Genomic DNA, 21463 nt, shown 5'->3' on the forward strand with positions numbered 1-21463 from the left:
TCGGGTTCTGTTGCGGTAGGTTTGCACGGCATCTGTATCTGTTGCGGAACAGGGCTTGCTGGCATGATGCGGGCTCAATCGTCCATTTCCACCTCCATGCCGAGTCCCGTCGCTCTCGAATCTTTGCCGGCCACCGGCCCGGCCCTGCCGCTGTACCAGCGGCTGGCAGCCACCTATGGCGAGGCCATTTCCCTGGGAACGCTCGAGGCGGGCGAGCGCATGCCCTCGGTGCGCGAGCTGATGGCCAGGCACGACATCAGCCTGTCCACGGCCTTGCAGATGCTGCGCCATCTCGAGGAGCTGGGGCGGCTGGAAGCCAGACCCCGGGTCGGCTATTTCGTGCGCGCGGCGGCCGCGGCCCTGCCCCTGACCAGCGAGCCCGATCTGAGCCAGCCGGTGCAGGCCAACCCGCATGCGCATTTCGTGGGCATCAACGAGCATATTTCCCTGCTGCTGGAGCGCGGGCGCCAGACCGAGGTGTACATGGATCTTGGCGGCTGCACGCCGCCGGCCGCGCTGTTCGACCATCACTATCTGAACAAGACCGTGACGCGCCTGCTGCGCGAGCACCCGACCCTGCTGTCGCAAGGGCGCTCGCTGCTGGCCAACCAGGGCAACCATCCCGGGTTTCAGCAGGCCATGGCGCGCCACGCCCTGGCAACGGGCATACGCGTGGCACCGGCCGATGTGCTGGCCACGACCGGCAATTCCGAGGGCGTGAGCCTGGCTCTGGCGGCCGTGGCTTCGCCCGGAGACATGGTGGCCGTGGAGTCGCCCACCTATTACGGGCTGCTGCAGGTCGTGGAGTCGCTGCAGCTGCAGACCCTGGAGATTCCCTGCAGCCCGCGCACGGGCATGTCGCTGGAGGCGCTGGAGCTGGCCTTCCAGACCCAGCCGCGGCTCAAGGCCGTGGTGGTCGTGCCCGAGCTGCAGATGCCGCTGGGCGCGCGCATGCCCGATGAGCACAAGGCCAGGCTGGTGGCGCTGTGCGCGGCCCATGGCGCGGCGCTGATAGAAGATGACTCCTACGGCCTGTTCGTGGAGGGGCAGTCGGCCACCAGGCCGCTCAAGGCCTGGGACAGCGTCTCCGGTCATGTGATCTACTGCCAGGCTTTCAACAAAAGCCTGGCACCGGGCCTGCGCCAGGGCTGGATGAATGCCGGCCAGTGGCATGGCCGGGTGCAGATGCTCAAGTTCGCACAAAGTCGCAACACCCAGACCCTGGGGCAGCTGGTGGTGGCCGAGGTGCTGGGGTCGCCCACGCATCAGCGCAGCCTGGAAAAGCTCAGGCAAAGGCTCAAGAAGCAGCGCGAAGCCATGGCCGCACTGGTGGCGCGGTACTTCCCCCTGGGCATGCGCATGAGCCTGCCTGCGGGCGGCCTGTGCCTGTGGCTGGAGTTCCTGCCGGAAATGTCCACTTCCAAGCTGTTCGGCGCGGCGCTGGAGCGCGGCATACGCATTGCGCCGGGCAGCATGTTCTCCAACTCGGGCCGCTATGAGCACTGCATGCGCCTGGCCTGCACCCATCCCATAGACGCTCTGATGGAGCAGGCCATGCGGGACCTGGGCGCCATGGCCTGCCAGCAGCTGGGCCAGAGTCCGCGCGGCTGAGGCCGTGCGTGAAACAGGCATAAAAAAACCGCCGGCACTTGCGTGAGGCGGTTTTCTTTAGCAAGGCCGAATTACTTCAGCTTCACTTCCTTGTACTCGACGTGCTTGCGAGCCTTGGGGTCGAACTTCGAGATCAACATCTTTTCAGGCATTGTCTTTTTGTTCTTGGTGGTGGTGTAGAAGTGGCCGGTACCAGCAGTGGATTCCAGCTTGATCTTTTCGCGTCCGCCTTTAGAAGCCATGGTGTTTCTCCTTTAGGAAATTAAGCTTGGCCACGAGCGCGCATGTCTGCGAGCACGGAGTCGATACCGTTCTTGTCGATCAGGCGCAGAGCAGCGCTGGAGACGCGCAGGCGCACCCAACGGTTTTCGCTCTCCACCCAGAAACGGCGGTATTGCAGGTTGGGGAGAAAACGACGCTTGGTCTTGTTGTTGGCGTGGGAAACATTGTTGCCCACCATGGGCTTCTTGCCCGTAACTTCACATACGCGTGCCATTGGGACACTCCGATAGTTGAATCGGCCGCCGGCTCTGGAGCCCCGCTAGTGCAGCAGGGTGTGCCGACAACCTCACCTCGCCAGTTTGTAATGGGTGGCGGTAGCCCGATTGCGGAGTCCCGACGGCACAAAGCGCTTTGCAGCGGCTGTGTTGCACTACCTAGAATCCAGCAAAGTCGGCAATTATAGCGTTTTTGCAAAAAAGCCCCCGGGGCCGGCCAAAACTGGCTGCCACTAGGGGCTTTTGGCGCGGGCGCGCCGGGCTCAGGCTTCCTGCTCGAGGAAGCGCTGGGCGTCCAGCGCGGCCATGCAGCCCGTGCCGGCGCTGGTGATGGCCTGGCGGTAGACATGGTCCTGTACGTCGCCGGCGGCAAACACGCCGGGCACGCTGGTCTGGGTGGCAAAGCCCTTGAGGCCGCCCTGGGTGATGATGTAGCCGTTTTCCATCTCCAGCTGGCCCTGGAAGATATCGGTATTCGGGTGGTGGCCGATGGCGATGAAGCAGCCCTGCAGTTTGATGTCTTCGGTCCGGCCATCCTGCGTGCTCTTGATGCGGATGCCCGTCACGCCGCTCTGGTCGCCCAGTACCTCATCGAGCGTGAAGTGGGTCTTGAGCTCGATCTTGCCTTCCTCGACCTTTTCCATCAGCTTGTCCACCAGGATGGGCTCGGCCTTGAACTTGTCGCGGCGGTGTATCAGCGTGACCTTGCTGGCGATATTGGACAGGTACAGAGCCTCTTCCACGGCAGTGTTGCCGCCGCCGATCACGCACACCGGCTGTTCGCGGTAGAAGAAGCCGTCGCAGGTGGCGCAGGCCGACACGCCGCGGCCCATGAAGGATTCCTCGGAAGGCAGGCCCAGATACTTGGCCGAGGCGCCCGTGGCGATGATCAGCGAGTCGCAGGTGTAGGTGCCGTTGTCGCCGGTCAGCGTGAAGGGGCGCTTGGAGAAATCGACCTTGTGGATGTGGTCGAACACAATCTGGGTCTTGAAGCGCTCGGCATGCTCCAGAAAACGCTGCATCAGCTCGGGACCTTGTACGCCCATGACATCGGCAGGCCAGTTATCGACTTCGGTGGTGGTCATCAGCTGGCCGCCCTGGGCCATGCCGGTGACGAGCAGAGGCTTGAGGTTGGCGCGTGCAGCATATACGGCAGCGGTGTAGCCGGCAGGGCCGGAGCCCAGGATGAGAACTTGTGCGTGTTGGGTAGAGGACATGAAACGTGACTCTGATAAAAAACGCTGGCCGGCAACCGGCGCGCAGTCATGAAAACATTGAACAGATATGGGAGTATCGCTGCTGATCAAGGCCTGCGCCCGCAGCCGTTTTAAATCACCGGAATTGTCAAAAATGATGGTGGTGCAGCGGTTACGCTAGGCCCGCGACGGTTTTGTTGCATGTGCTTGCATTACGCTGGCGGATCGTCTTGGCCTAATGCACTGCTTGGACAAGGGGCTAAGGTAAGCTTGCGCCTGCGTATGACATATACATTGAACGCTTCGAACGCGTCTTCTTCCGGCAAATCGAAATCCCGGCCCGCTGCGCCGCGCTATGGTGTGATTCGTTTCAGCCAGGAAGTTCTGTTGCTGATCGGCCTGCTGGCCCTGGTTTTCTGGCTCACGGCCATGTTCACCTACTCCCCGCAGGATGCGGCCTGGTCCACTTCGGGCGCCGGGCAAAAGCCGTTTGTGCACAACTGGATGGGCCGCGTGGGTGCCTGGCTGGCCGATGCCTGCTATTTCGGCTTCGGCATGTCCGTCTGGTGGCTGGTGCTGGCCGCCCTGCAGTCCTGGGGCACATCGCTGCTGCGCTGGATGCGCGGCGGGGTGGGCAAGGACGGCTCTCCGCTGGCGCTGATGCCGTTGTGGCGCCGCCGTTTCCTGTTCTGGGGCGGTCTGGCCGTGCTCATGGCCTCCAGCTGTGCGCTGGAGTGGACGCGTCTGTATCGCTTCGAGAGCCTGCTGCCCGGTCCCGCCGGCGGCGTGTTCGGCTACATGATGGGTTTTCACAGCCTCAAATGGTTGGGTTTTGCGGGCTCGGGCCTGATCGGCATCTGCCTGTGCGTGCTGGGTGCGGCCATGGTGTTCGGCTTTTCCTGGGGCCGGCTGGCCGAAGGCCTGGGCGCACGCCTGGACGGCCTGGTGCAGTTCGGCCGCGAGCGCCGCGAAATTGCCAAGGACGTGTCCGTGGGCAAAAAGGCCGCGCGCGAGCGCGAGGAGGTGGTGTTCGACCGCAGCGAAGGCGAGATCAGCGCTCCCGTGCATCAGCCCGTGCAGATCATCGAGCCGGTGCTGCAGGAGGCCGCCCAGCCCAGCGCCCGCGTGGTCAAGGAGCGCCAGCAGCCGCTGTTCACCGACCATCCCGACAGCAAGCTGCCGCAGGTGGATCTGCTCGACGCGGCCCAGCAGCGCCAGGAGTCCGTCTCCGCCGAAACGCTGGAGATGACCAGCCGTCTGATCGAGAAGCGCCTCAAGGATTTCGGCGTGGAGGTGCGCGTGGTTGCGGCCATGCCCGGCCCCGTGATCACGCGCTACGAGATCGAGCCCGCCACGGGCGTCAAAGGCTCGCAGATCGTGAACCTGGCCAAGGATCTGGCGCGTTCGCTGTCCCTGGTGTCGATACGCGTGATCGAGACCATCCCCGGCAAGAACTTCATGGCGCTGGAGCTGCCCAATGCCAAGCGCCAGTCCATCCGCCTGTCCGAGGTGCTGGGCTCCCAGGTTTATCACGACGCCAAGAGCATGCTGACCATGGGCCTGGGCAAGGACATCGTGGGCAACCCCGTGGTCGCCGACCTGGCCAAGATGCCGCACGTGCTGGTGGCCGGTACCACGGGCTCGGGCAAGTCCGTGGGTATCAATGCCATGATCCTGTCTCTGCTCTACAAGGCCGAGGCACGCGACGTGCGCCTGCTGATGATCGACCCCAAGATGCTGGAAATGTCGGTCTACGAAGGTATCCCGCACCTGCTGTGCCCCGTGGTCACCGACATGAAGCAGGCCGCCAACGGCCTGAACTGGTGCGTGGCGGAGATGGAGCGCCGCTACAAGCTCATGAGCAAGCTGGGCGTGCGCAATCTGGCGGGCTACAACACCAAGATCGACGAGGCCAGGGCGCGCGAGGAATCGATTCCGAATCCCTTCAGCCTCACGCCCGAGGACCCCGAGCCGCTGCAGCGCCTGCCGCATATCGTGATCGTGATCGACGAGCTGGCCGACCTGATGATGGTGGTGGGCAAGAAGATCGAAGAGTTGATCGCGCGCCTGGCGCAGAAAGCGCGTGCGGCCGGCATCCACCTGATTCTGGCCACCCAGCGCCCCAGCGTGGACGTGATCACGGGCCTGATCAAGGCCAATATCCCGACGCGCATCGCCTTCCAGGTTTCGAGCAAGATCGACAGCCGCACCGTGCTCGACCAGATGGGCGCCGAGTCGCTGCTGGGCATGGGCGACATGCTCTACATGGCCAGCGGCACGGGTCTGCCGATCCGTGTGCACGGCGCGTTTGTGTCCGACGACGAGGTGCACCGCGTGGTCAGCTACCTCAAGGAGCAGGGTGAGCCCGACTACATCGACGGCGTGCTGGAAGGCGGCTCGGTCGACGGCGAAGGCGACGACGACGAGGGCGGCGGCAACGGCGAGAAGGACGAGCTCTACGACCAGGCCGTGGAGATCGTGCTGAAAGACCGCAAGGCCAGCATTTCCTATGTTCAGCGCAAACTACGCATCGGCTACAACCGCTCGGCCAATCTGCTGGAGCAGATGGAGAGGGCGGGCCTGGTGAGCTCGCTGACCTCCAGCGGCCAGCGCGAGGTGCTGGTCCCGGCGAGAGAAACCCCCTGAGCCGCGTTGCGGCTTCCCCCAAGGGGGACGGGCGCCTTTGCTGCGGGGCGGCCCTTGCTGGCGCCCCCACCCTGGATTGGGGGCATATTGGAGAAATTTCGATGAAGAAAATAATCACCGCAATATTGATAGCTGGCAGCGCAGGCGCTGCCATGGCCGATGGGCTGCAGAGCCTGGAATCCTTCATGAAGAACGCCCAGGCGGGCAAGGCCGAGTTCACCCAGTCGGTGACCTCGCCGGCCAAGGCCGGCCAGGAAGCGCGCACCAAGGTGTCCAGCGGCGGCTTCGAATTCCAGCGCCCCGGCAAGTTCCGGTTCAGCTATACCAAGCCTTTCGAGCAGCTCATCGTGGCCGATGGCAAGACGCTGTGGCTGTACGACGCGGACCTGAACCAGGTGACGGAGCGCGCCCAGGCCCAGGCTCTGGGCAGCACGCCGGCTGCGATCCTGACCTCGGCAACCGATCTCAAGGCCCTGAGGGCCGACTTCGAACTCAGCAATCAGCCCAATAGCGACGGCCTGGAATGGGTGCTGGCCAGCCCCAGGCAGAAAGGCGGCCAGCTCAAGAGCGTGCGCATAGGCTTTTCACCCGAGGGCCAGCTGGCCGCGCTGGACATCGAGGATAGCTTTGGCCAGCGTTCGCTGATGCAGTTCAAGGGGCTGCGCACGCAAGCATCGCTGCCGGCCTCGACCTTCCATTTCACGGCGCCCAAGGGGGCCGACGTGCTCAAGCAATAAGCGCTGATAAGGCGCAAAGCAAAAGGCCTGCATGCGCAGGCCTTTTCTCTATGAGCGGACGCAGCCTGCTATCGACAAGCGCGAGCTGCTGCGGGCATGGCGGCCATCAGGCTTGGGTGACCGCGGCCTGGGGCTTGGCGGTGGCCAGGTAGTCCACCAGGGCAGCGATCACCAGCACGCCCACCACCGGGCTGACCCAGCCCATGCCCAGGGCGACGCCAGGCAGGCTGTCCAGCCAGGCCGGCACCAGGGCATCGAGCTTGGCAGCCTTGGCCGCATCGAACAGGCCGAAGACCAGGGCCACCAGCATGACGGGGATGTAGACCCATGAGGCCCGGTTCCAGCGGTGCAGCAGGCTCAGGGCGATGAGCACGATGGCCACGGGATAGAGGCCGACCAGCACGGGGATGGATACGGCGATCAGCTGGGCCAGCCCCTGGTTGGCCACGACGGTGCTGAACACCGACAGGCCTATGACCATGGTGCGGTAGGAGATGCCGGTGAGCTCGCTGAAGAAGCTGGCGCAGGCGGTGATCAGGCCCACGCCCGTGGTGAGGCAGGCCAGCATGATGACGATGGCCAGCAGCCACAGGCCAGCGGGGCCGAAGGTGTGTTGCACAAAAGCCGTAAGGAGCTGCACGCCCGTGCTGGCATCGGCGGCCAGATTGCTGCTGGTGGCGCCCAGATAGATCAGCGACACATAGACCAGGCCCAGGCAGGTCGCGGCGATCAGGCCTGCGTAGATGCAGTAGCGGGTGTGGAGCTTGCCGTCCGTGATGCCCGCGGCCTTGATGGTGTTGACGATCACGATGCCGAAGATCAGCGAGGCCAGCGCATCCATGGTCTGGTAGCCCTGCAAAAAGCCTTCGGCGAAGGCTGCGGCCTGCGAGGCATAGGCCGCGCTGCTGGAGCTGTAGCCCCCGGCCGGGGCCAGGAAGGCCGCGCCGCCGAGTATGGTCAGGGCCAGGATCAGCACCGGCGTGATGATCTTGCCCACGTTGTCCATGAGCTTGCCGGGAAACAGCGACAGCAGCGCCACCATTACAAAATATGCCAGGGTGAAGGCCAGCAGCAGGGCCGGGGTGTTGCCCACGAACGGAGCCAGGCCCATTTCAAAGGAGACGGTGGCGGTGCGCGGCGTGGCAAACAGCGGACCTATCGTCAGATAGATGGCAATGGCCAGAATCAGTCCCGCCATCCGGCCTATGGGCCGGGTCAGCGAGTCCAGGCCGCCGCCCACGCGGGCCAGCGCCACCACGCCCAGCAGGGGCAGGCCCACGCCGGTCAGCAGAAAGCCTATGGAAGCGCCCAGCAGGTTCTGGCCTGCGGCCATGCCCACCATGGGAGGGAAGATGATGTTGCCGGCGCCCAGGAACAGGGCGAAGGTCATGAAGCCGAGGGCGATGATGTCCCGCGTCTTGAGTGTTGTCATAGGGATAGGCTCTGGCGCGCTGCGCATGCGGCGGCGCACCCTGGAGCAAGTTGGAACCAAGGAAAGCGGCGGATTCTTTCGATCGAGTTCTGGCTGACGGCGGTGGCCGTATCAGTCGCAGGCCTTGCCAGCCTTGGATGAGGGCCTGGGGCAAGAAATCAGAGGGTGCAGCCGGGCCTGGCTTGTGGCAGACAGGTCCCGGGCCGGCTTTTCCATAAAGGTGAGGGGTGGCCTCGCTAATGGAGATTGGTGATCCGCTAAAACGCGTATTCTCACCGATGATTTATTCTGATAAACGGACAAGGTTTAAGATTTGCCGGCACCGCCAGCCTTGAGCGGGCGCCGGGCCGCGGTTTTCGCGGCGCTGCAACCCGCATGCCCGCGCGGCCTGGCCCGGCAGCGGATACTTGAGGGTTCATGGTCACGCAACATACTTCCCGCTCCCCCGCTCCTTCCCACCAGCCTCTGGCCGAGCGCCTGCGACCGCGCACGCTGGCCGAGGTCATAGGCCAGCAGCATGTGCTGGGCGAAGGCATGCCGCTGCGCCTGGCCTTCGAATCGGGTCGGCCCCACAGCTGCATACTCTGGGGCCCGCCCGGCGTGGGCAAGACCACGATCGCGCGGCTCATGGCCGATGCCTTCGATGCGCAATTCATCTCCATCAGCGCCGTGCTCGGCGGTGTCAAGGACATCCGCGAGGCCGTAGAGCAGGCCCAGGCCGCGCGCGACGGCCTGATGCAGCAGCGCACCATCGTCTTCGTCGACGAGGTGCACCGCTTCAACAAAAGCCAGCAGGATGCTTTTCTGCCGCATGTGGAGAGCGGTCTGTTCACCTTCATCGGTGCGACCACCGAGAACCCCTCGTTCGAGGTCAACTCGGCCCTGCTGTCGCGCGCTGCGGTCTATGTGCTGCAGTCGCTGAGCGAGGACGACCTCAAGCAGATCGTGGCCAAAGCCCAGGCCATACAGGCGGTTCCTGCTATCGAAGATGAGGCGCTGGAGCGCCTGATCGCCTATGCCGACGGCGATGCGCGCCGGCTGCTGAACACGCTCGAAACCTTGGCCATCACGGCCGAGCAGGCCGGTGTGGAGCGCATTACCGATGCCTGGCTGCTCAAGGTGCTGGGCGAGCGCATGCGCCGCTACGACAAGGGCGGCGAGCAGTTCTACGACACCATCAGCGCCCTGCACAAATCCGTGCGCGGCTCCGATCCCGATGCAGCGCTGTACTGGTTCTGCCGCATGCTGGACGGCGGGGCCGATCCGCGCTATCTGGCGCGGCGCATCGTGCGCATGGCCTGGGAGGACATAGGTCTGGCCGACCCGCGCGCCATGCAGATGTGCAACGATGCGGCCGCCACCTACGAGCGCCTGGGCAGCCCCGAGGGCGAGCTGGCGCTGGCCCAGGCCGTGATCTATCTGGCCGTGGCGCCCAAGAGCAATGCGGGCTATATGGCCTATAACAAGGCCAAGGCCTTTGTGAAGGGCGACCCCACGCGGCCCGTGCCCCTGCATCTGCGCAATGCGCCGACCAAGCTCATGAAGCAGCTCGACTACGGCAAGAACTACCGTTATGCGCACAGCGAAGAAGGCGGTTTTGCGGCGGGCGAGCGCTATCTGCCCGACGGCATGGAAGACCCGGGCTTCTATCAGCCCGTGCCGCGCGGGCTGGAGATCAAGATCGGCCAGAAGCTGGCCGAGCTGCGCGCGCTCAACGAGGCGGCCCGCGCCGCGAGCGATCCCGAAACCGGTTTGTAAAGCGCCGATTGCCCGGGTGTTGCAAGACCGGCACGCCTTGCGTGCTGCGATTTTTGCTGCGCGGCAGCTGTTTCCCAGCGGTTTGCAGCGCGATCCGGGACTAAGTGCCTGTATTTATTGAACTTGAACGGCTCATAAAGTTATTGCGCTGCAGCAATCTGCGGTGCTGCCGCGGGAAACCCCGGTTCTGGCCCTTGAAAACTGCTCCCTAGAATCAGCCAATCTCTTGCAGCAGGCGGCTCACAAAGCCGCGGATGGCGGGAGAGGAACCATGGCATCGCTGGCTCCGTCGTTCGGGATGAGAGGCTTGCAGTGTCTCCGTCTTGTATCGAGGGAAGGGGAGCGCGCTTATGGATATCTTGCTGCAACAGATCATCAACGGTCTGGTGCTGGGCAGCATGTACGCCTTGATAGCCTTGGGCTACACCATGGTGTACGGCATCATTCAGCTGATCAATTTCGCCCACGGCGAGGTGCTGATGGTCGGGGCCCTGACCAGCTGGAGCTGCATAGGCCTGATGCAGGAGGCCATGCCCTATCTGCCGGGCTGGCTGATGCTGCTGATCGCGGCCATCATCGCCTGCGTGGTGGCGGCAACGCTCAATTTCGTGATCGAGAAAGTGGCCTACCGGCCGCTGCGCAACAGCCCGCGTCTGGCGCCGCTGATCACCGCCATCGGCGTCTCCATCCTGCTGCAGACGCTGGCCATGATCATCTGGAAGCCCAATTACAAGGCCTACCCCACGATGCTCTCGTCCACGCCGTACGAGATCGGCACGGCGGTGATCACTCCCACCCAGATCCTGGTGCTGGCGGTCACGGCCATAGCCCTGACCACGCTGATGTATCTGGTCAACCGCACCAAGCTGGGTCGCGCCATGCGCGCCACGGCCGAGAACCCGCGCGTGGCGGCCCTGATGGGCGTCAAGCCGGACATGGTGATCTCGGCCACCTTCATCATCGGCGCCGTGCTGGCCGCCATCGCCGGCATCATGTATGCCTCCAACTACGGCACGGCCCACCACACCATGGGCTTTCTGCCGGGCCTCAAGGCCTTCACGGCGGCCGTGTTCGGTGGCATCGGCAATCTGGCCGGGGCCGTGGTCGGCGGCCTGCTGCTGGGCCTGATCGAGTCCATAGGCTCGGGCTATATCGGCGACCTGACGGGCGGCGTGCTGGGCAGCCAGTACACCGACATCTTTGCCTTCATCGTGCTCATCATCATCCTCACGCTGCGCCCCTCGGGCCTGCTGGGCGAGCGCGTGGCCGACCGCGCATAAGGAGTGTCCATGCCAAGCAACAAGACACTCCATTGGATTCTGGGCGGCATAGCCCTGCTGCTGCTGCCGCTGCTGCTGCAGCATTTCGGCAACGCCTGGGTACGCATTGCCGACCTGGCCCTGCTGTACGTGATGCTGGCCCTGGGGCTGAACATCGTGGTGGGCTATGCGGGCCTGCTGGACCTGGGCTATGTGGCTTTCTATGCCGTGGGCGCCTATATGTTCGGGCTCATGGCCTCGCCCCATCTTGCGGAAACCTTCGAGGGCTTTGTGGCCATGTTCCCCAACGGGCTGCATACCTCGATCTGGCTGGTGATCCCCCTGGGAATGCTGCTGGCCGCGGGGGCCGGGGTGCTGCTGGGTCTGCCCGTGCTGCGCTTGCGCGGCGACTATCTGGCCATCGTGACCCTGGGCTTTGGCGAGATCATCCGCATCTTCATCAACAACCTGGACCAGCCCGTCAACATCACCAACGGCCCCAAGGGCATAGGGCAGATCGACTCGGTCAAGATCTTCGGCCTGGACCTGGCCAAGCGCCAGGAGATCTTCGGCTTCGATATCGCCTCGGTCACGCTGTACTACTACCTGTTCCTGGCCCTGGTGCTGTTCACCATCCTGATCTGCTATCGCCTGCAGGACTCGCGCATAGGCCGCGCCTGGATGGCGATCCGCGAGGACGAGATCGCGGCCAAGGCCATGGGCATCAATGTGCGCAATATGAAGCTGCTGGCCTTCGGCATGGGGGCTTCGTTCGGCGGCGTGGCGGGCTCCATGTTCAGCGCCTTCCAGGGCTTTGTCTCGCCGGAGTCGTTCAGCCTCATGGAGTCGGTGATGATCGTGGCCATGGTGGTGCTGGGCGGGCTGGGCCATATCCCGGGCGTGATCCTGGGGGCAGTGCTGCTGTCGGCCTTGCCCGAGGTGCTGCGCTATGTGGCCGGCCCGCTGCAGGAGATGACGGGCGGGCGCCTGGACGCCTCGATTCTGCGCCAGCTGCTGATCGCCCTGGCCATGATCGTCATCATGCTCATGCGACCGCGCGGCCTGTGGCCGACGCCCGAGCATGGTCAGAGCCTGAACCGTCCGTCCTGATGACGGCGAAGACAAGGAATTGAGCTGATATGGCAGAGAGCACGACTTCCACGGTTCTGCAGGTTTCGGACATCTCCAAGCGCTTTGGCGGCCTGCAGGCGCTTTCGGGGGTGGGCATGAAGATCGAGAGGGGCCAGGTCTATGGCCTGATCGGCCCCAACGGCGCGGGCAAGACCACCTTCTTCAATGTGATCACGGGCCTGTACGCGCCGGACACCGGCAGTTTCGAGCTGGCGGGCAAGCCCTATGAGCCGACGGCGGTGCACAAGGTGGCCAGGGCCGGTATTGCGCGCACCTTCCAGAACATCCGCCTGTTTGCGGAGATGACGGCGCTGGAGAACGTGATGGTGGGGCGCCATGTGCGCACCCATTCGGGCTTGATAGGCGCGGTGTTCCGCACCCCGCGCTTCAAGGCCGAGGAGGCTGCGATCCGCGCACGCGCACGCGAGCTGCTCGACTATGTGGGCATTGCCAAATATGAGGTGTTCAAGGCGCGCACCCTGTCCTATGGCGACCAGCGCCGGCTCGAGATCGCGCGGGCGCTGGCGACCGATCCGCAACTGATCGCGCTCGACGAGCCCGCGGCCGGCATGAATGCCACCGAAAAAATCCAGCTGCGCGAGCTGATCGACCGCATCCGCAAGGACGGCCGCACCATCTTGCTGATCGAGCACGACGTGAAGCTGGTGATGGGCCTGTGCGACCGGGTGACGGTGCTGGACTATGGCAAGCAGATTGCCGAAGGCACGCCGGCCGAAGTGCAGAGGAACGAAAAAGTGATAGCCGCCTACCTGGGCACCGGAGGCCATTGAAGATGGAAGAACAAGTGCAGGAACGTCCCCAGGGCGCCAAGCCCGCGGCCCAGGTGCTGCTGCAGGTCAGCGGCCTCAAGGTGGCTTACGGCGGCATTCAGGCCGTCAAGGGGGTGGATTTCGAGGTGCGCCAGGGCGAGCTGGTGTCGCTGATAGGCTCCAACGGTGCGGGCAAGACCACCACCATGAAGGCCGTCACGCGCGGCCTGCCCATGGCCGATGGCGAGATTCTCTACATGGGCCGCAGCATCAAGGGCAAGGGCGCCTGGGATCTGGTGTCCGAGGGCCTGGTCATGGTGCCCGAAGGCCGCGGCGTGTTCGCGCGCATGACCATCACCGAAAACCTGCTTATGGGCGCTTATACGCGCAACGACAAGGCGGGAATCCAGGCCGATATCGAGCGCATGTTCGGCATCTTCCCGCGCCTCAAGGAACGCAAGGATCAGCTGGCGGGCACCATGTCGGGCGGCGAGCAGCAGATGCTGGCCATGGCGCGCGCGCTGATGAGCCAGCCCAAGGTGCTGCTGCTCGACGAGCCTTCGATGGGGTTGTCGCCCATCATGGTGGACAAGATTTTCGAGGTGGTCAGCGATGTCTACGCTCTGGGCGTGACCATGGTGCTGGTGGAGCAGAACGCCAGCCGCGCGCTGGCGCTGGCCGATCGCGGCTATGTGATGGAGTCCGGCATCATCACCATGAGCGGAGCCGGCCAGACGCTGCTCAACGATCCGCGGGTGCGCGCCGCCTATCTGGGCGAGTAGGCGCAGCCTGGCCCGGAGCCCGGCGACCGGATTCATCAAGGTTGCAGGGGCAGTATCAGGGCCCGAATTCCCCTGAAACTACGGTTTTTGACAAAAAAATGACGTTTTTGTGATGAGTTGATTTGTTTTATTCTGTTCGTTTTATTTCTTTTTTATTCTGTTTAATATATTAAAGAAATTTACATATGAAGAAAAGAAATTTTTAGAACTCAAGCGCGTGCGCCGGGGTCTTGCTGCAGCGCCATAATCCGGCCCTCGTTCAACACCCAGAAAGCGCCATGAGCTGGTTGCAATCCCTTCCCGTCGGCATCCAGACCGTGCTGCTGCTGATGCTCAGCAATGTCTTCATGACCATGGCCTGGTACGGGCATCTGAAGAATCTGGCCACCGCCCCCTGGTATGTGGCGGCGCTGGTCAGTTGGGGCATTGCCCTGTGCGAATACCTGCTGCAGGTGCCGGCCAACCGCATAGGCCACACCGAGTTCAGCGTGGCCCAGCTGAAGATCATGCAGGAGGTGATCACGCTCTCGGTCTTCGTGCCGTTTGCCGTGCTCTACCTGAATCAGCCGCTCAAGTGGGATTTCCTCTGGGCGGGGCTGTGCATGGTCGGTGCCGTGTATTTTATTTTTCGTGGAGCTTGAAGGGGTGTCCCGAAGACGCGCAGAAACGCACAAAGACTCAAGAGTAAACTTCGCCCCGTTCAAGCCGGGAGCCATGCTCTGTTGCACTGAGTCGCCTGGTTTCGTTTTTCCCCGGTAAGGAGCATTCATGCTGTTTGGCAAGTTATTGCCGCGCGAAGGCAATTTTTTCGAGATGTTCAATCAACATGCGGATCGCATCGTTGAAGCAGCACACGCCTTCTCGCAGCTCGTCGCCAACTATAACGATCCACATTTGCGCGAAAAGTACAACGTGGATGTGGACAACGCGGAGCGCGCTGCAGATCGTGTGACACACGATGTCAGCAAGCTGCTGCACAAGACCTTCATCACTCCGCTGGATCGCGAGCACATCCACTCGCTGATCAACACCATGGACGATGTGGCCGACCTGATCCAGGACTCGGCAGAGACCATGGCGCTGTACGACGTGCGCCTGATGACCGAAGAAATCACGCGTCTGACGGATCTGTGTGTGCGCTGCTGCGAGCGCCTGCGCGACGCCGTCAAGCTGCTGGACCGTCTGGCCGATCCGGCCATCGTCGACGCCATGCACAAGACCTGCGAGGAAATCGATCGTCTGGAAAGCGACGCCGACCGCGTGATGCGCTCCGCAATGAGCAAGCTGTTCCGCGAAGAGCCCGATGTGCGCGAGGTGATCAAGCTCAAGGCCATCTATGAGCTGCTGGAAACCATCACGGACCGTTGCGAGGACGTGGCGAACCTGATCGAGGGCATCGTCCTCGAGAATTCCTGATTCTCGCTGGAGTTCGACGATGGAACCCGTACAGGCAGCCCTGTGGGTTGTGATTTTGCTGGTGGTGCTCGCCCTGCTGTTCGACTTCATGAACGGCTTTCACGACGCCGCCAATTCCATTGCCACCGTGGTTTCCACGGGTGTGCTCAAGCCCACGCAGGCCGTGGTGTTCGCCGCGTTTTTCAACGTGGTGGCGATCTTTATCTTTCACCTGAGCGTGGCCGCCACGGTGGGCAAGGGCATTGTGCAGCCGGGCGTGGTCGATACGCATGTGGTCTTCGGTGCCCTGGTCGGCGCGATTGCCTGGAATGTCATCACCTGGATCTATGGCATTCCCAGCAGCTCCTCGCATGCGCTGATCGGCGGCATCGTGGGCGCGGTGATGGCCAAGGCCGGTGCCGGAGCGCTGATCGCGGCCGGCATCTGGAAGACCGTGGTCTTCATCTTTGTCTCGCCTATCCTGGGTTACATCCTGGGCTCGCTGATGATGGTGCTGGTGGCCTGGATCTGCCGTCGCACCAGTCCCAACAAGGTGGACCGCTGGTTCCGCCGTCTGCAGCTGGTGTCCGCTGGCGCCTACAGCCTGGGCCACGGCGGCAATGATGCGCAGAAAACCATCGGCATCATCTGGCTGCTGCTGATCGCCACCGGCTATGCCAACGCGGGCGATGCCTCGCCCCCGACCTGGACCATTGTCTGCTGCTATATGGCCATTGGCCTGGGCACCATGTTCGGCGGCTGGCGCATCGTGAAGACCATGGGCCAGAAGATCACCAAGCTCAAACCCGTGGGCGGCTTCTGCGCCGAAAGCGGCGGTGCTCTGACGCTGTTCCTGGCGACCTTTCTGGGCGTGCCGGTCTCGACGACCCACACCATCACCGGCGCCATCGTGGGCGTGGGCTCCACCCAGCGCGCCAGCGCCGTGCGCTGGGGCGTGGCGGGCAATATCGTCTGGGCCTGGGTGCTGACGATCCCGGCCAGCGCTTTTGTGGCCTCGATCGCCTACTGGATCAGCCTGCAGCTGTATTGATGCGTGACTGCCCCGGGCTTCATGGCTACTGACGCAGATCGGCCCCGGGTTAGAAGGTAAAAAGGCTTCGCGTTGCGAAGCCTTTTTTCTTGGTATCTCTGGCTGGCGAGAGGCTGCGGCTTATTGGGAGATCTTGCGCGCCTCTTCCACCTGGTATTCGAAATAATGCTGAAAGCTGTAGGCGATGCTGGCCATCAGCACGGCAGCTCCCAGCATCAGGGACAGGGCCACGGCGAAGATCGTGGCCCAGCGGGTCTGGCCCGAAGCGGTGTCGGCGGGCAGGCCGGGGTTGAAGCGACGGTTCCAGGTCTGCGGGTCCATCAGCCCATAGACAATGGCCCAGAGCGCGCAGCCCGCGATGGTGAAGCCCAGCAGTGGAATCAGCAGCCAGCTGAGCTGATCGTCCTGGCCTAGTTGTTGCACGCGCTCTATCCCATAGACGCCGAGTGCCGTGGGTATGGGCAGCAGCCAGCCCAGCCAGTCGCCCCAGCCGTGCAGATAGAAGCGGTGCAGGCCCAGAGGGCCGCCCAGAAAAGCCAGCCAGGCCGCAACAGTCTTGCTTCTGGCGCGTGGCGCGGTGGAGGGGGCGGATTCGAGCTGATGCATAAGCGTGGTGCGGGAATAGGGCGCCGGGCGATGGATGCATTATTCATGCGGCGCAGCATTTCCCACTCAGGGCAACTGCGGTCGTCGCCGGGCGCAAGACCCGGCGCTGCTCCAGCGAACAGGGCTGCTTGCGCCAAAGATCGGCGATATCCTCATGGCGGCCAAGCCCGTGGTAGGCATGTTTTGCAGAACCCGATATAATTTCGCGTTTTACGGCGTGTCGCTGGCCGGGTGGTCATGTCGCGTGTCTCAAACGCTGTAAGAAAACCTGCGCAGCCGGTGCAATTTTTGCAGCGCCGGTTGTAACCACCCGAAGGAAACATCATGGTTGTTATTCGTCTGTCCCGCGGCGGCTCCAAGGCTCGTCCTTTCTACAACGTCGTCGTTGCTGACAAGCGCGTGCGTCGCGACGGTGCTTTCATCGAGCGTCTGGGTTTCTACAACCCCAACGCCCGTGGCGCCGAAGAAGGTCTGCGTATCGCTTTGGATCGCGTGACTTACTGGAAGAGCGTTGGTGCTCAAGCTTCTGAAACGGCTGAACGCCTGATCAAGCAAGCTGCAGCGAAGGTTGCTGCCTAATTCATTAGGTTGCTGCCCTCAAGGCATCTTCATCGAAGCGGGTTCCGTTGGCTTGCCTGACGGAGCCCGTTTTTTCATTGAATTTCTGAAATTTCTCCCTTTGATTCCCATGAGCCATATGCCCACTCTTGAAGCCGCGAGCCTGCCTGCTGATGCCGTCGAGGTCGGTCGCATTGCCGATGCCTGGGGGATCAAGGGCTGGTTCAAGGTCCAGGCCTTCAGCAGCGCGCCCGAGGCCTTGTTCGCGGCCAAGGACTGGTTTTTGCAGCCCGCGGAAAAAGGCGCCAAGCATTTCAGCGGCACGGTGCTGCTGCCCGTCAAGCAGGCCCGCTTCCATTCGGACACCATCGTGGCCACCTCGCCCGAGGTGGCGGACCGCAATGCGGCCGAGGCCTTGCGCGGCGCCCGCGTGTTCGTGGCGCGCGAGCATTTTCCCAAGACCGAGGACGGCGAGTATTACTGGGTGGACCTGATGGGTCTGGCCGTGCTTAACCGCGAAGGCCAGACCCTGGGCACGGTCCGGGACCTGATGGCCACCGGCCCGCAGACCGTGCTGGTCGTGGGCTATGAGCAGGACGGCAAGGAGCAGGAGCGCCTGATTCCGTTTGTCGATGCCTATGTCGACAAGGTGGATCTCGCGGCCAAGACGATTGTGGCCGACTGGCAGCTGGATTACTGACCCCCCTGAGCCGCTGTGCGGCTGCCCCCTGAAGGGGACGATATCCTTGCCGCGGGGCGGCGCGGCCGGCCTGGGCCCTTGCTTGATGTCTCTGGTTTGGGACGGGTTAGTCGCTTATGTAATGCCTTTTGCTATCCATTAAATAGCTGAAAGCATAGATATATCATGCGTTTTGACATCATTACACTGTTCCCCGAATTGTTCGCTCCGTTTCTCGAAAGCGGGGTGACGCGGCGCGCCTACAGCTCCGGCCAGGTGGCAGTGCATCTGTGGAATCCGCGTGACTGGGCCGAAGGCAATTACCGCCGTGTGGACGACCGGCCTTTTGGCGGCGGCCCGGGCATGGTGATGATGGCCGAGCCGCTGCAGCACTGCCTGGACGCGATCCGTGTGGCGCGTGCCGAGGCCGACGCGCTGGAACTGTCCGAGCCCGCGCCGCTGATCCTGTTCTCGCCCATAGGCACCACGCTCAAGCATGGGGTGGTGGCCGAGTGGGCCGCAAGCCGCGGCGCGGTGCTGCTGTGCGGACGCTACGAAGGCATAGATCAGCGCTTTATCGATGCCCATGTGACCCATCAGCTGAGCCTCGGCGATTTTGTGCTCTCCGGAGGCGAGCTGGCGGCCATGGTGCTGCTGGATGCGCTGGCGCGGCTGCAGCCCGGCGTGCTCAACGACGAGGGCAGTTTTCAGCAGGACAGCTTCAATCCCGCTCTGGACGGCCTGCTCGACTGCCCGCACTACACGCGCCCCGAAGTCTGGAACGGCCAGGAAGTGCCGGCCGAGCTGCTGTCCGGCCACCATGCGAATATCGAGCGCTGGCGCCGCGACCAGCGGCTGCGCATCACGGCCCGGCACCGGCCCGAGCTCATAGAGCAGGCGCGCCAACAGGGGCTGCTCAACGCCAAGGATGAAGGGTTTTTGGCAAAAACGGCGTCACCGCTATAATTGCAGGTTCTTTGATCCTCTATCCGGCCGCTGCAAGGAATAGCGGGGCAGCCTCAGGGCTGTTTCTGTAATGCAGCAATAGCGCCAATCCCGGTGCTTGCCAATTCTGGCGCGGACAAGATCAAGGTGGACTAAATCATGAACCTGATCCAGACCCTCGAGCAAGAAGAAATCGCTCGCCTGAACAAGACCATCCCCGAATTCGCCCCCGGTGACACCGTCATCGTGAGCGTGAACGTGGTGGAAGGTACCCGTAAGCGCGTGCAGGCTTACGAAGGCGTGGTGATTGCCAAGCGTAATCGCGGCCTGAACAGCGGCTTCACAGTGCGCAAGATCTCCAGCGGCGAAGGCGTGGAACGTACGTTCCAAACCTACTCTCCCCTGATCGCCGGCATCGAAGTCAAGCGTCGCGGCGATGTGCGCCGTGCCAAGCTGTACTACCTGCGTGAGCGCAGCGGCAAGTCGGCTCGCATCAAGGAAAAGCTGCCCCAGCGCGTTAACAAGACTGCAGCCGCAGCCGTGTAATCCGCGCCTCGGAAGCGATTCCGTAAAAGCCGCTACAGTTCGCTGTGGCGGCTTTTTTCATGGCCGGTGTGGATTCGTGGTTTTCGCTTCGGCTCTTGTTTCGGCTCAGCACATGTCTGCAACAGATCATTCCCTATCCCGCCCTTCGGGCATTCCCGACCCGCGGCTGGCGCCGCTGATCGGCATCGACAGCCTGCTCCCCGCCGTGCCGCCCGCAGCCCAGACGCCCCAGGCCCTGCGCAGCCGGTTTGCCGAGGCGCGGGACTGGAAGCCGGAGTCCATGCTGGAGCGGCGCTTCACATCGCGCGAGCCGTCGGACGCGGCCGTGCTGGTGCCCATCGTCCTGCGCGAGCAGCCCACGGTGCTGCTGACGGTGCGCTCGGCCCGGCTGTCCACGCATTCGGGGCAAGTGGCTTTCCCCGGGGGCAAGCGCGACCCCCAGGATGTGTCCGCGGAAGCGACCGCGCTGCGCGAAGCGCACGAGGAGATTGGCCTGGCACCCAAGAACGTGGAAGTGCTGGGGCGGCTGCCCGTCTATGTCACCGGCACCGCGTTCCATGTCACGCCCGTGGTGGCTCTGGTCCATCCCCAGCCCAGCTATTTCCCCAATCCCGGCGAGGTGGCGGACCTGTTCGAGGTGCCGCTGTCCTTTCTGCTCAACCCGGCCCACCACGAGCGCCATGCCATGCAGTGGCAGGGCGTGGAGCGCGAATGGTTCGCCATGCCCTATCAGGACGGCGCCCATCAGCGTTATATCTGGGGCGCGACGGCGGGCATGCTGCGCAATCTTTACCGTTTTTTATCGGCCTGAAATCACAGATGTAACAAGTTGACAAACAGCGTCGGTATGATGAAGTCATGAGCTTTTTCGCCATCCTGATCGCATTGCTGCTGGAGCAAGCACGTCCCTTGGCGCGCTCGAATCTGGTGCAGGCCGGCTACCGTGCCTGGACCGTGACCGTGCGCAGCAACTTTGATGCCGGCAAGCCCCACCATGGCTGGCTGGCCTGGGCCATGGCGGTGCTGCTGCCCTGTCTCATCGTGCTCGGTATTTTCTGGGCCTTGATGGAGCTGATAGGCTGGCCTTTGGCCATGCTCTGGAACGTGGCCGTGCTTTACGTGACCTTGGGCTTTCGCCAGTTCAGCCACCACTTCACCCATATCCGCGATGCCCTGGACACCGGCGACGAGTTTGCCGCGCGCCAGTCTCTGGCCGACTGGCAGCAGGTGGATGCCAGCGAGGTGCCGCGCAGCGAGGTGGTGCGCCATGTCATCGAATATTCGGTGCTGGCTGCGCACCGCCATGTGTTCGGCGTGCTGTTCTGGTTCTCGGTGCTGTCGGCCCTGGGCCTGGGCCCGCTGGGTGCGGTGCTGTACCGCATGGCCGAATATTTGTCGCGCGCCTGGTCGCGCAAGGGCGTGGACGGCATGCGGGCACCGACCAGCGAGCGCCTGCAGCGCGCGGCCGGCAAGGCCTGGTATGTGATCGACTGGCTGCCCGCGCGGCTGACGGCGCTGTCCTTTGCCATGGTCGGCAGCTTCGAGGAGGCCATAGACAACTGGCGCGTCTATGCCCAGCGCTTTCCTAACGACAACGACGGCGTGATCCTGGCGGCCACGGCCGGAGCCATCAATGTGCGCCTGGGCGGCGAATCCCTGCGCCGCCGCGATGCCGCCTACGGGGAAGAGGGTGATGACGCGCAGTGGGAACCGGGCAGCGATGTGACGCCCGGGCGCGGGCCCGAAATGGCCCATCTGCGCAGTGTGGTGGGCCTAGTCTGGCGCTCGGTCGTGGTCTGGCTGCTGCTGCTGGCCCTGCTGACCTTTGCGCGCCTGCTGGGCTGAGGCGATAAAAAGCAGCCAG

22 protein-coding genes are annotated in these 21463 nt (G+C 63.4%); 17 read left to right on the forward strand and 5 right to left on the reverse strand.

The genetic code is table 11. The annotated features are described in order from the left end of the window. Positions 1–96: 96 nt before the first annotated feature. Positions 97–1611, forward strand: coding sequence for an aminotransferase-like domain-containing protein (locus AB6724_RS04135; protein WP_369337235.1), 1515 nt, complete (start codon positions 97–99; stop codon positions 1609–1611). Between the two features lie 71 nt (positions 1612–1682). Here the strand turns inward: AB6724_RS04135 and rpmG are convergent, their stop codons facing one another. The 3 genes from rpmG to trxB all read right to left on the reverse strand — a co-directional run bounded on the left by rpmG (position 1683) and on the right by trxB (position 3325). Next, positions 1683–1853: a 50S ribosomal protein L33 gene (rpmG, locus tag AB6724_RS04140; protein WP_369337236.1), complete on the reverse strand. Its 171-nt coding sequence runs from the start codon at positions 1851–1853 to the stop codon at positions 1683–1685. 20 nt (positions 1854–1873) lie between these two features. Then, positions 1874–2107, reverse strand: a complete 234-nt coding sequence (gene rpmB, locus AB6724_RS04145) for a 50S ribosomal protein L28 (RefSeq protein WP_003058229.1) — start codon at positions 2105–2107, stop codon at positions 1874–1876. Positions 2108–2371: 264 nt separating this feature from the next. Continuing rightward, the gene (trxB, locus tag AB6724_RS04150; RefSeq protein ID WP_369337237.1) at positions 2372–3325 is read right to left on the reverse strand and encodes a thioredoxin-disulfide reductase; all 954 of its coding nucleotides are present in this window, start codon (positions 3323–3325) and stop codon (positions 2372–2374) included. Positions 3326–3586: 261 nt separating this feature from the next. Between trxB and AB6724_RS04155 the strand changes: the two genes are divergently transcribed. Both AB6724_RS04155 and lolA read left to right on the forward strand, forming a co-directional pair. Next, positions 3587–5950: a DNA translocase FtsK gene (locus AB6724_RS04155; RefSeq protein ID WP_369337238.1), complete on the forward strand. Its 2364-nt coding sequence runs from the start codon at positions 3587–3589 to the stop codon at positions 5948–5950. 101 nt (positions 5951–6051) lie between these two features. After that, positions 6052–6687 carry an outer membrane lipoprotein periplasmic chaperone LolA gene (gene lolA, locus AB6724_RS04160; protein WP_369337239.1) on the forward strand — a complete coding sequence of 212 codons (636 nt, stop codon included), beginning with the start codon at positions 6052–6054 and terminating at the stop codon, positions 6685–6687. 106 nt (positions 6688–6793) lie between these two features. Here the strand turns inward: lolA and brnQ are convergent, their stop codons facing one another. Continuing rightward, positions 6794–8119, reverse strand: a complete 1326-nt coding sequence (brnQ, locus tag AB6724_RS04165; RefSeq protein ID WP_369337240.1) for a branched-chain amino acid transport system II carrier protein — start codon at positions 8117–8119, stop codon at positions 6794–6796. 417 nt (positions 8120–8536) lie between these two features. Here brnQ and AB6724_RS04170 point away from each other — a divergent pair, with 417 nt between their 5' ends. From AB6724_RS04170 to AB6724_RS04205, 8 genes are all read left to right on the forward strand, one after another. Further along, the gene (locus AB6724_RS04170; protein WP_369337241.1) at positions 8537–9877 is read left to right on the forward strand and encodes a replication-associated recombination protein A; all 1341 of its coding nucleotides are present in this window, start codon (positions 8537–8539) and stop codon (positions 9875–9877) included. 350 nt (positions 9878–10227) lie between these two features. After that, the gene (locus AB6724_RS04175; RefSeq protein WP_369337242.1) at positions 10228–11157 is read left to right on the forward strand and encodes a branched-chain amino acid ABC transporter permease; all 930 of its coding nucleotides are present in this window, start codon (positions 10228–10230) and stop codon (positions 11155–11157) included. A gap of 9 nt (positions 11158–11166) precedes the next feature. Beyond that, positions 11167–12246: an ABC transporter permease subunit gene (locus tag AB6724_RS04180; RefSeq protein WP_369337243.1), complete on the forward strand. Its 1080-nt coding sequence runs from the start codon at positions 11167–11169 to the stop codon at positions 12244–12246. Between the two features lie 29 nt (positions 12247–12275). Beyond that, the gene (locus AB6724_RS04185; protein WP_369337244.1) at positions 12276–13058 is read left to right on the forward strand and encodes an ABC transporter ATP-binding protein; all 783 of its coding nucleotides are present in this window, start codon (positions 12276–12278) and stop codon (positions 13056–13058) included. A gap of 2 nt (positions 13059–13060) precedes the next feature. Then, positions 13061–13819 carry an ABC transporter ATP-binding protein gene (locus AB6724_RS04190; RefSeq protein ID WP_369337245.1) on the forward strand — a complete coding sequence of 253 codons (759 nt, stop codon included), beginning with the start codon at positions 13061–13063 and terminating at the stop codon, positions 13817–13819. Positions 13820–14097: 278 nt separating this feature from the next. Continuing rightward, positions 14098–14460, forward strand: coding sequence for a DMT family protein (locus AB6724_RS04195; protein ID WP_369337246.1), 363 nt, complete (start codon positions 14098–14100; stop codon positions 14458–14460). Positions 14461–14587: 127 nt separating this feature from the next. Beyond that, on the forward strand, positions 14588–15235 hold the full coding sequence (locus tag AB6724_RS04200) for a DUF47 domain-containing protein (protein ID WP_369337247.1): 648 nt from the start codon (positions 14588–14590) through the stop codon (positions 15233–15235). 19 nt (positions 15236–15254) lie between these two features. Next, positions 15255–16265 (forward strand): inorganic phosphate transporter, encoded by a 1011-nt coding sequence (locus tag AB6724_RS04205; protein WP_369337248.1) that lies wholly within the window; start codon positions 15255–15257, stop codon positions 16263–16265. 120 nt (positions 16266–16385) lie between these two features. Here the strand turns inward: AB6724_RS04205 and AB6724_RS04210 are convergent, their stop codons facing one another. Then, on the reverse strand, positions 16386–16871 hold the full coding sequence (locus AB6724_RS04210; RefSeq protein WP_369337249.1) for an NINE protein: 486 nt from the start codon (positions 16869–16871) through the stop codon (positions 16386–16388). Between the two features lie 324 nt (positions 16872–17195). On the opposite strand from AB6724_RS04210, the gene rpsP reads away from it, so the two are divergent. From rpsP to AB6724_RS04240, 6 genes are all read left to right on the forward strand, one after another. Next, positions 17196–17450, forward strand: a complete 255-nt coding sequence (rpsP, locus tag AB6724_RS04215; RefSeq protein WP_369337250.1) for a 30S ribosomal protein S16 — start codon at positions 17196–17198, stop codon at positions 17448–17450. Positions 17451–17559: 109 nt separating this feature from the next. Then, the gene (rimM, locus tag AB6724_RS04220; protein WP_369337251.1) at positions 17560–18129 is read left to right on the forward strand and encodes a ribosome maturation factor RimM; all 570 of its coding nucleotides are present in this window, start codon (positions 17560–17562) and stop codon (positions 18127–18129) included. Positions 18130–18294: 165 nt separating this feature from the next. After that, positions 18295–19074, forward strand: coding sequence for a tRNA (guanosine(37)-N1)-methyltransferase TrmD (gene trmD / locus AB6724_RS04225; RefSeq protein ID WP_369337252.1), 780 nt, complete (start codon positions 18295–18297; stop codon positions 19072–19074). A 138-nt stretch (positions 19075–19212) separates the two neighbouring features. Continuing rightward, positions 19213–19599: a 50S ribosomal protein L19 gene (gene rplS, locus AB6724_RS04230; protein ID WP_369337253.1), complete on the forward strand. Its 387-nt coding sequence runs from the start codon at positions 19213–19215 to the stop codon at positions 19597–19599. A gap of 112 nt (positions 19600–19711) precedes the next feature. Then, a complete protein-coding gene (locus AB6724_RS04235) occupies positions 19712–20410 on the forward strand; it encodes a CoA pyrophosphatase (protein ID WP_369337254.1) in 699 nt (232 codons plus the stop codon). Positions 20411–20457: 47 nt separating this feature from the next. Further along, the gene (locus AB6724_RS04240) at positions 20458–21444 is read left to right on the forward strand and encodes a CobD/CbiB family protein (RefSeq protein ID WP_369337255.1); all 987 of its coding nucleotides are present in this window, start codon (positions 20458–20460) and stop codon (positions 21442–21444) included. Positions 21445–21463: the final 19 nt, after the last annotated feature.

The sequence above is a fragment of the Comamonas guangdongensis genome (assembly GCF_041079535.1).
In the GTDB taxonomy this organism is placed as follows: Bacteria; Pseudomonadota; Gammaproteobacteria; order Burkholderiales; family Burkholderiaceae_C; genus Comamonas; species Comamonas guangdongensis.

Excerpts from the sequence above, each read along its gene's own strand:
- AB6724_RS04135 (WP_369337235.1), top strand. The coding sequence starts at position 97 with ATGCCGAGTCCCGTCGCTCTCGAATCTTTGCCGGCCACCGGCCCGGCC.
- rpmG (WP_369337236.1), bottom strand. The coding sequence starts at position 1,853 with ATGGCTTCTAAAGGCGGACGCGAAAAGATCAAGCTGGAATCCACTGCT.
- rpmB (WP_003058229.1), bottom strand. The coding sequence starts at position 2,107 with ATGGCACGCGTATGTGAAGTTACGGGCAAGAAGCCCATGGTGGGCAAC.
- trxB (WP_369337237.1), bottom strand. The coding sequence starts at position 3,325 with ATGTCCTCTACCCAACACGCACAAGTTCTCATCCTGGGCTCCGGCCCT.
- AB6724_RS04155 (WP_369337238.1), top strand. The coding sequence starts at position 3,587 with ATGACATATACATTGAACGCTTCGAACGCGTCTTCTTCCGGCAAATCG.
- lolA (WP_369337239.1), top strand. The coding sequence starts at position 6,052 with ATGAAGAAAATAATCACCGCAATATTGATAGCTGGCAGCGCAGGCGCT.
- brnQ (WP_369337240.1), bottom strand. The coding sequence starts at position 8,119 with ATGACAACACTCAAGACGCGGGACATCATCGCCCTCGGCTTCATGACC.
- AB6724_RS04170 (WP_369337241.1), top strand. The coding sequence starts at position 8,537 with ATGGTCACGCAACATACTTCCCGCTCCCCCGCTCCTTCCCACCAGCCT.
- AB6724_RS04175 (WP_369337242.1), top strand. The coding sequence starts at position 10,228 with ATGGATATCTTGCTGCAACAGATCATCAACGGTCTGGTGCTGGGCAGC.
- AB6724_RS04180 (WP_369337243.1), top strand. The coding sequence starts at position 11,167 with ATGCCAAGCAACAAGACACTCCATTGGATTCTGGGCGGCATAGCCCTG.
- AB6724_RS04185 (WP_369337244.1), top strand. The coding sequence starts at position 12,276 with ATGGCAGAGAGCACGACTTCCACGGTTCTGCAGGTTTCGGACATCTCC.
- AB6724_RS04190 (WP_369337245.1), top strand. The coding sequence starts at position 13,061 with ATGGAAGAACAAGTGCAGGAACGTCCCCAGGGCGCCAAGCCCGCGGCC.
- AB6724_RS04195 (WP_369337246.1), top strand. The coding sequence starts at position 14,098 with ATGAGCTGGTTGCAATCCCTTCCCGTCGGCATCCAGACCGTGCTGCTG.
- AB6724_RS04200 (WP_369337247.1), top strand. The coding sequence starts at position 14,588 with ATGCTGTTTGGCAAGTTATTGCCGCGCGAAGGCAATTTTTTCGAGATG.
- AB6724_RS04205 (WP_369337248.1), top strand. The coding sequence starts at position 15,255 with ATGGAACCCGTACAGGCAGCCCTGTGGGTTGTGATTTTGCTGGTGGTG.
- AB6724_RS04210 (WP_369337249.1), bottom strand. The coding sequence starts at position 16,871 with ATGCATCAGCTCGAATCCGCCCCCTCCACCGCGCCACGCGCCAGAAGC.
- rpsP (WP_369337250.1), top strand. The coding sequence starts at position 17,196 with ATGGTTGTTATTCGTCTGTCCCGCGGCGGCTCCAAGGCTCGTCCTTTC.
- rimM (WP_369337251.1), top strand. The coding sequence starts at position 17,560 with ATGAGCCATATGCCCACTCTTGAAGCCGCGAGCCTGCCTGCTGATGCC.
- trmD (WP_369337252.1), top strand. The coding sequence starts at position 18,295 with ATGCGTTTTGACATCATTACACTGTTCCCCGAATTGTTCGCTCCGTTT.
- rplS (WP_369337253.1), top strand. The coding sequence starts at position 19,213 with ATGAACCTGATCCAGACCCTCGAGCAAGAAGAAATCGCTCGCCTGAAC.
- AB6724_RS04235 (WP_369337254.1), top strand. The coding sequence starts at position 19,712 with ATGTCTGCAACAGATCATTCCCTATCCCGCCCTTCGGGCATTCCCGAC.
- AB6724_RS04240 (WP_369337255.1), top strand. The coding sequence starts at position 20,458 with ATGAGCTTTTTCGCCATCCTGATCGCATTGCTGCTGGAGCAAGCACGT.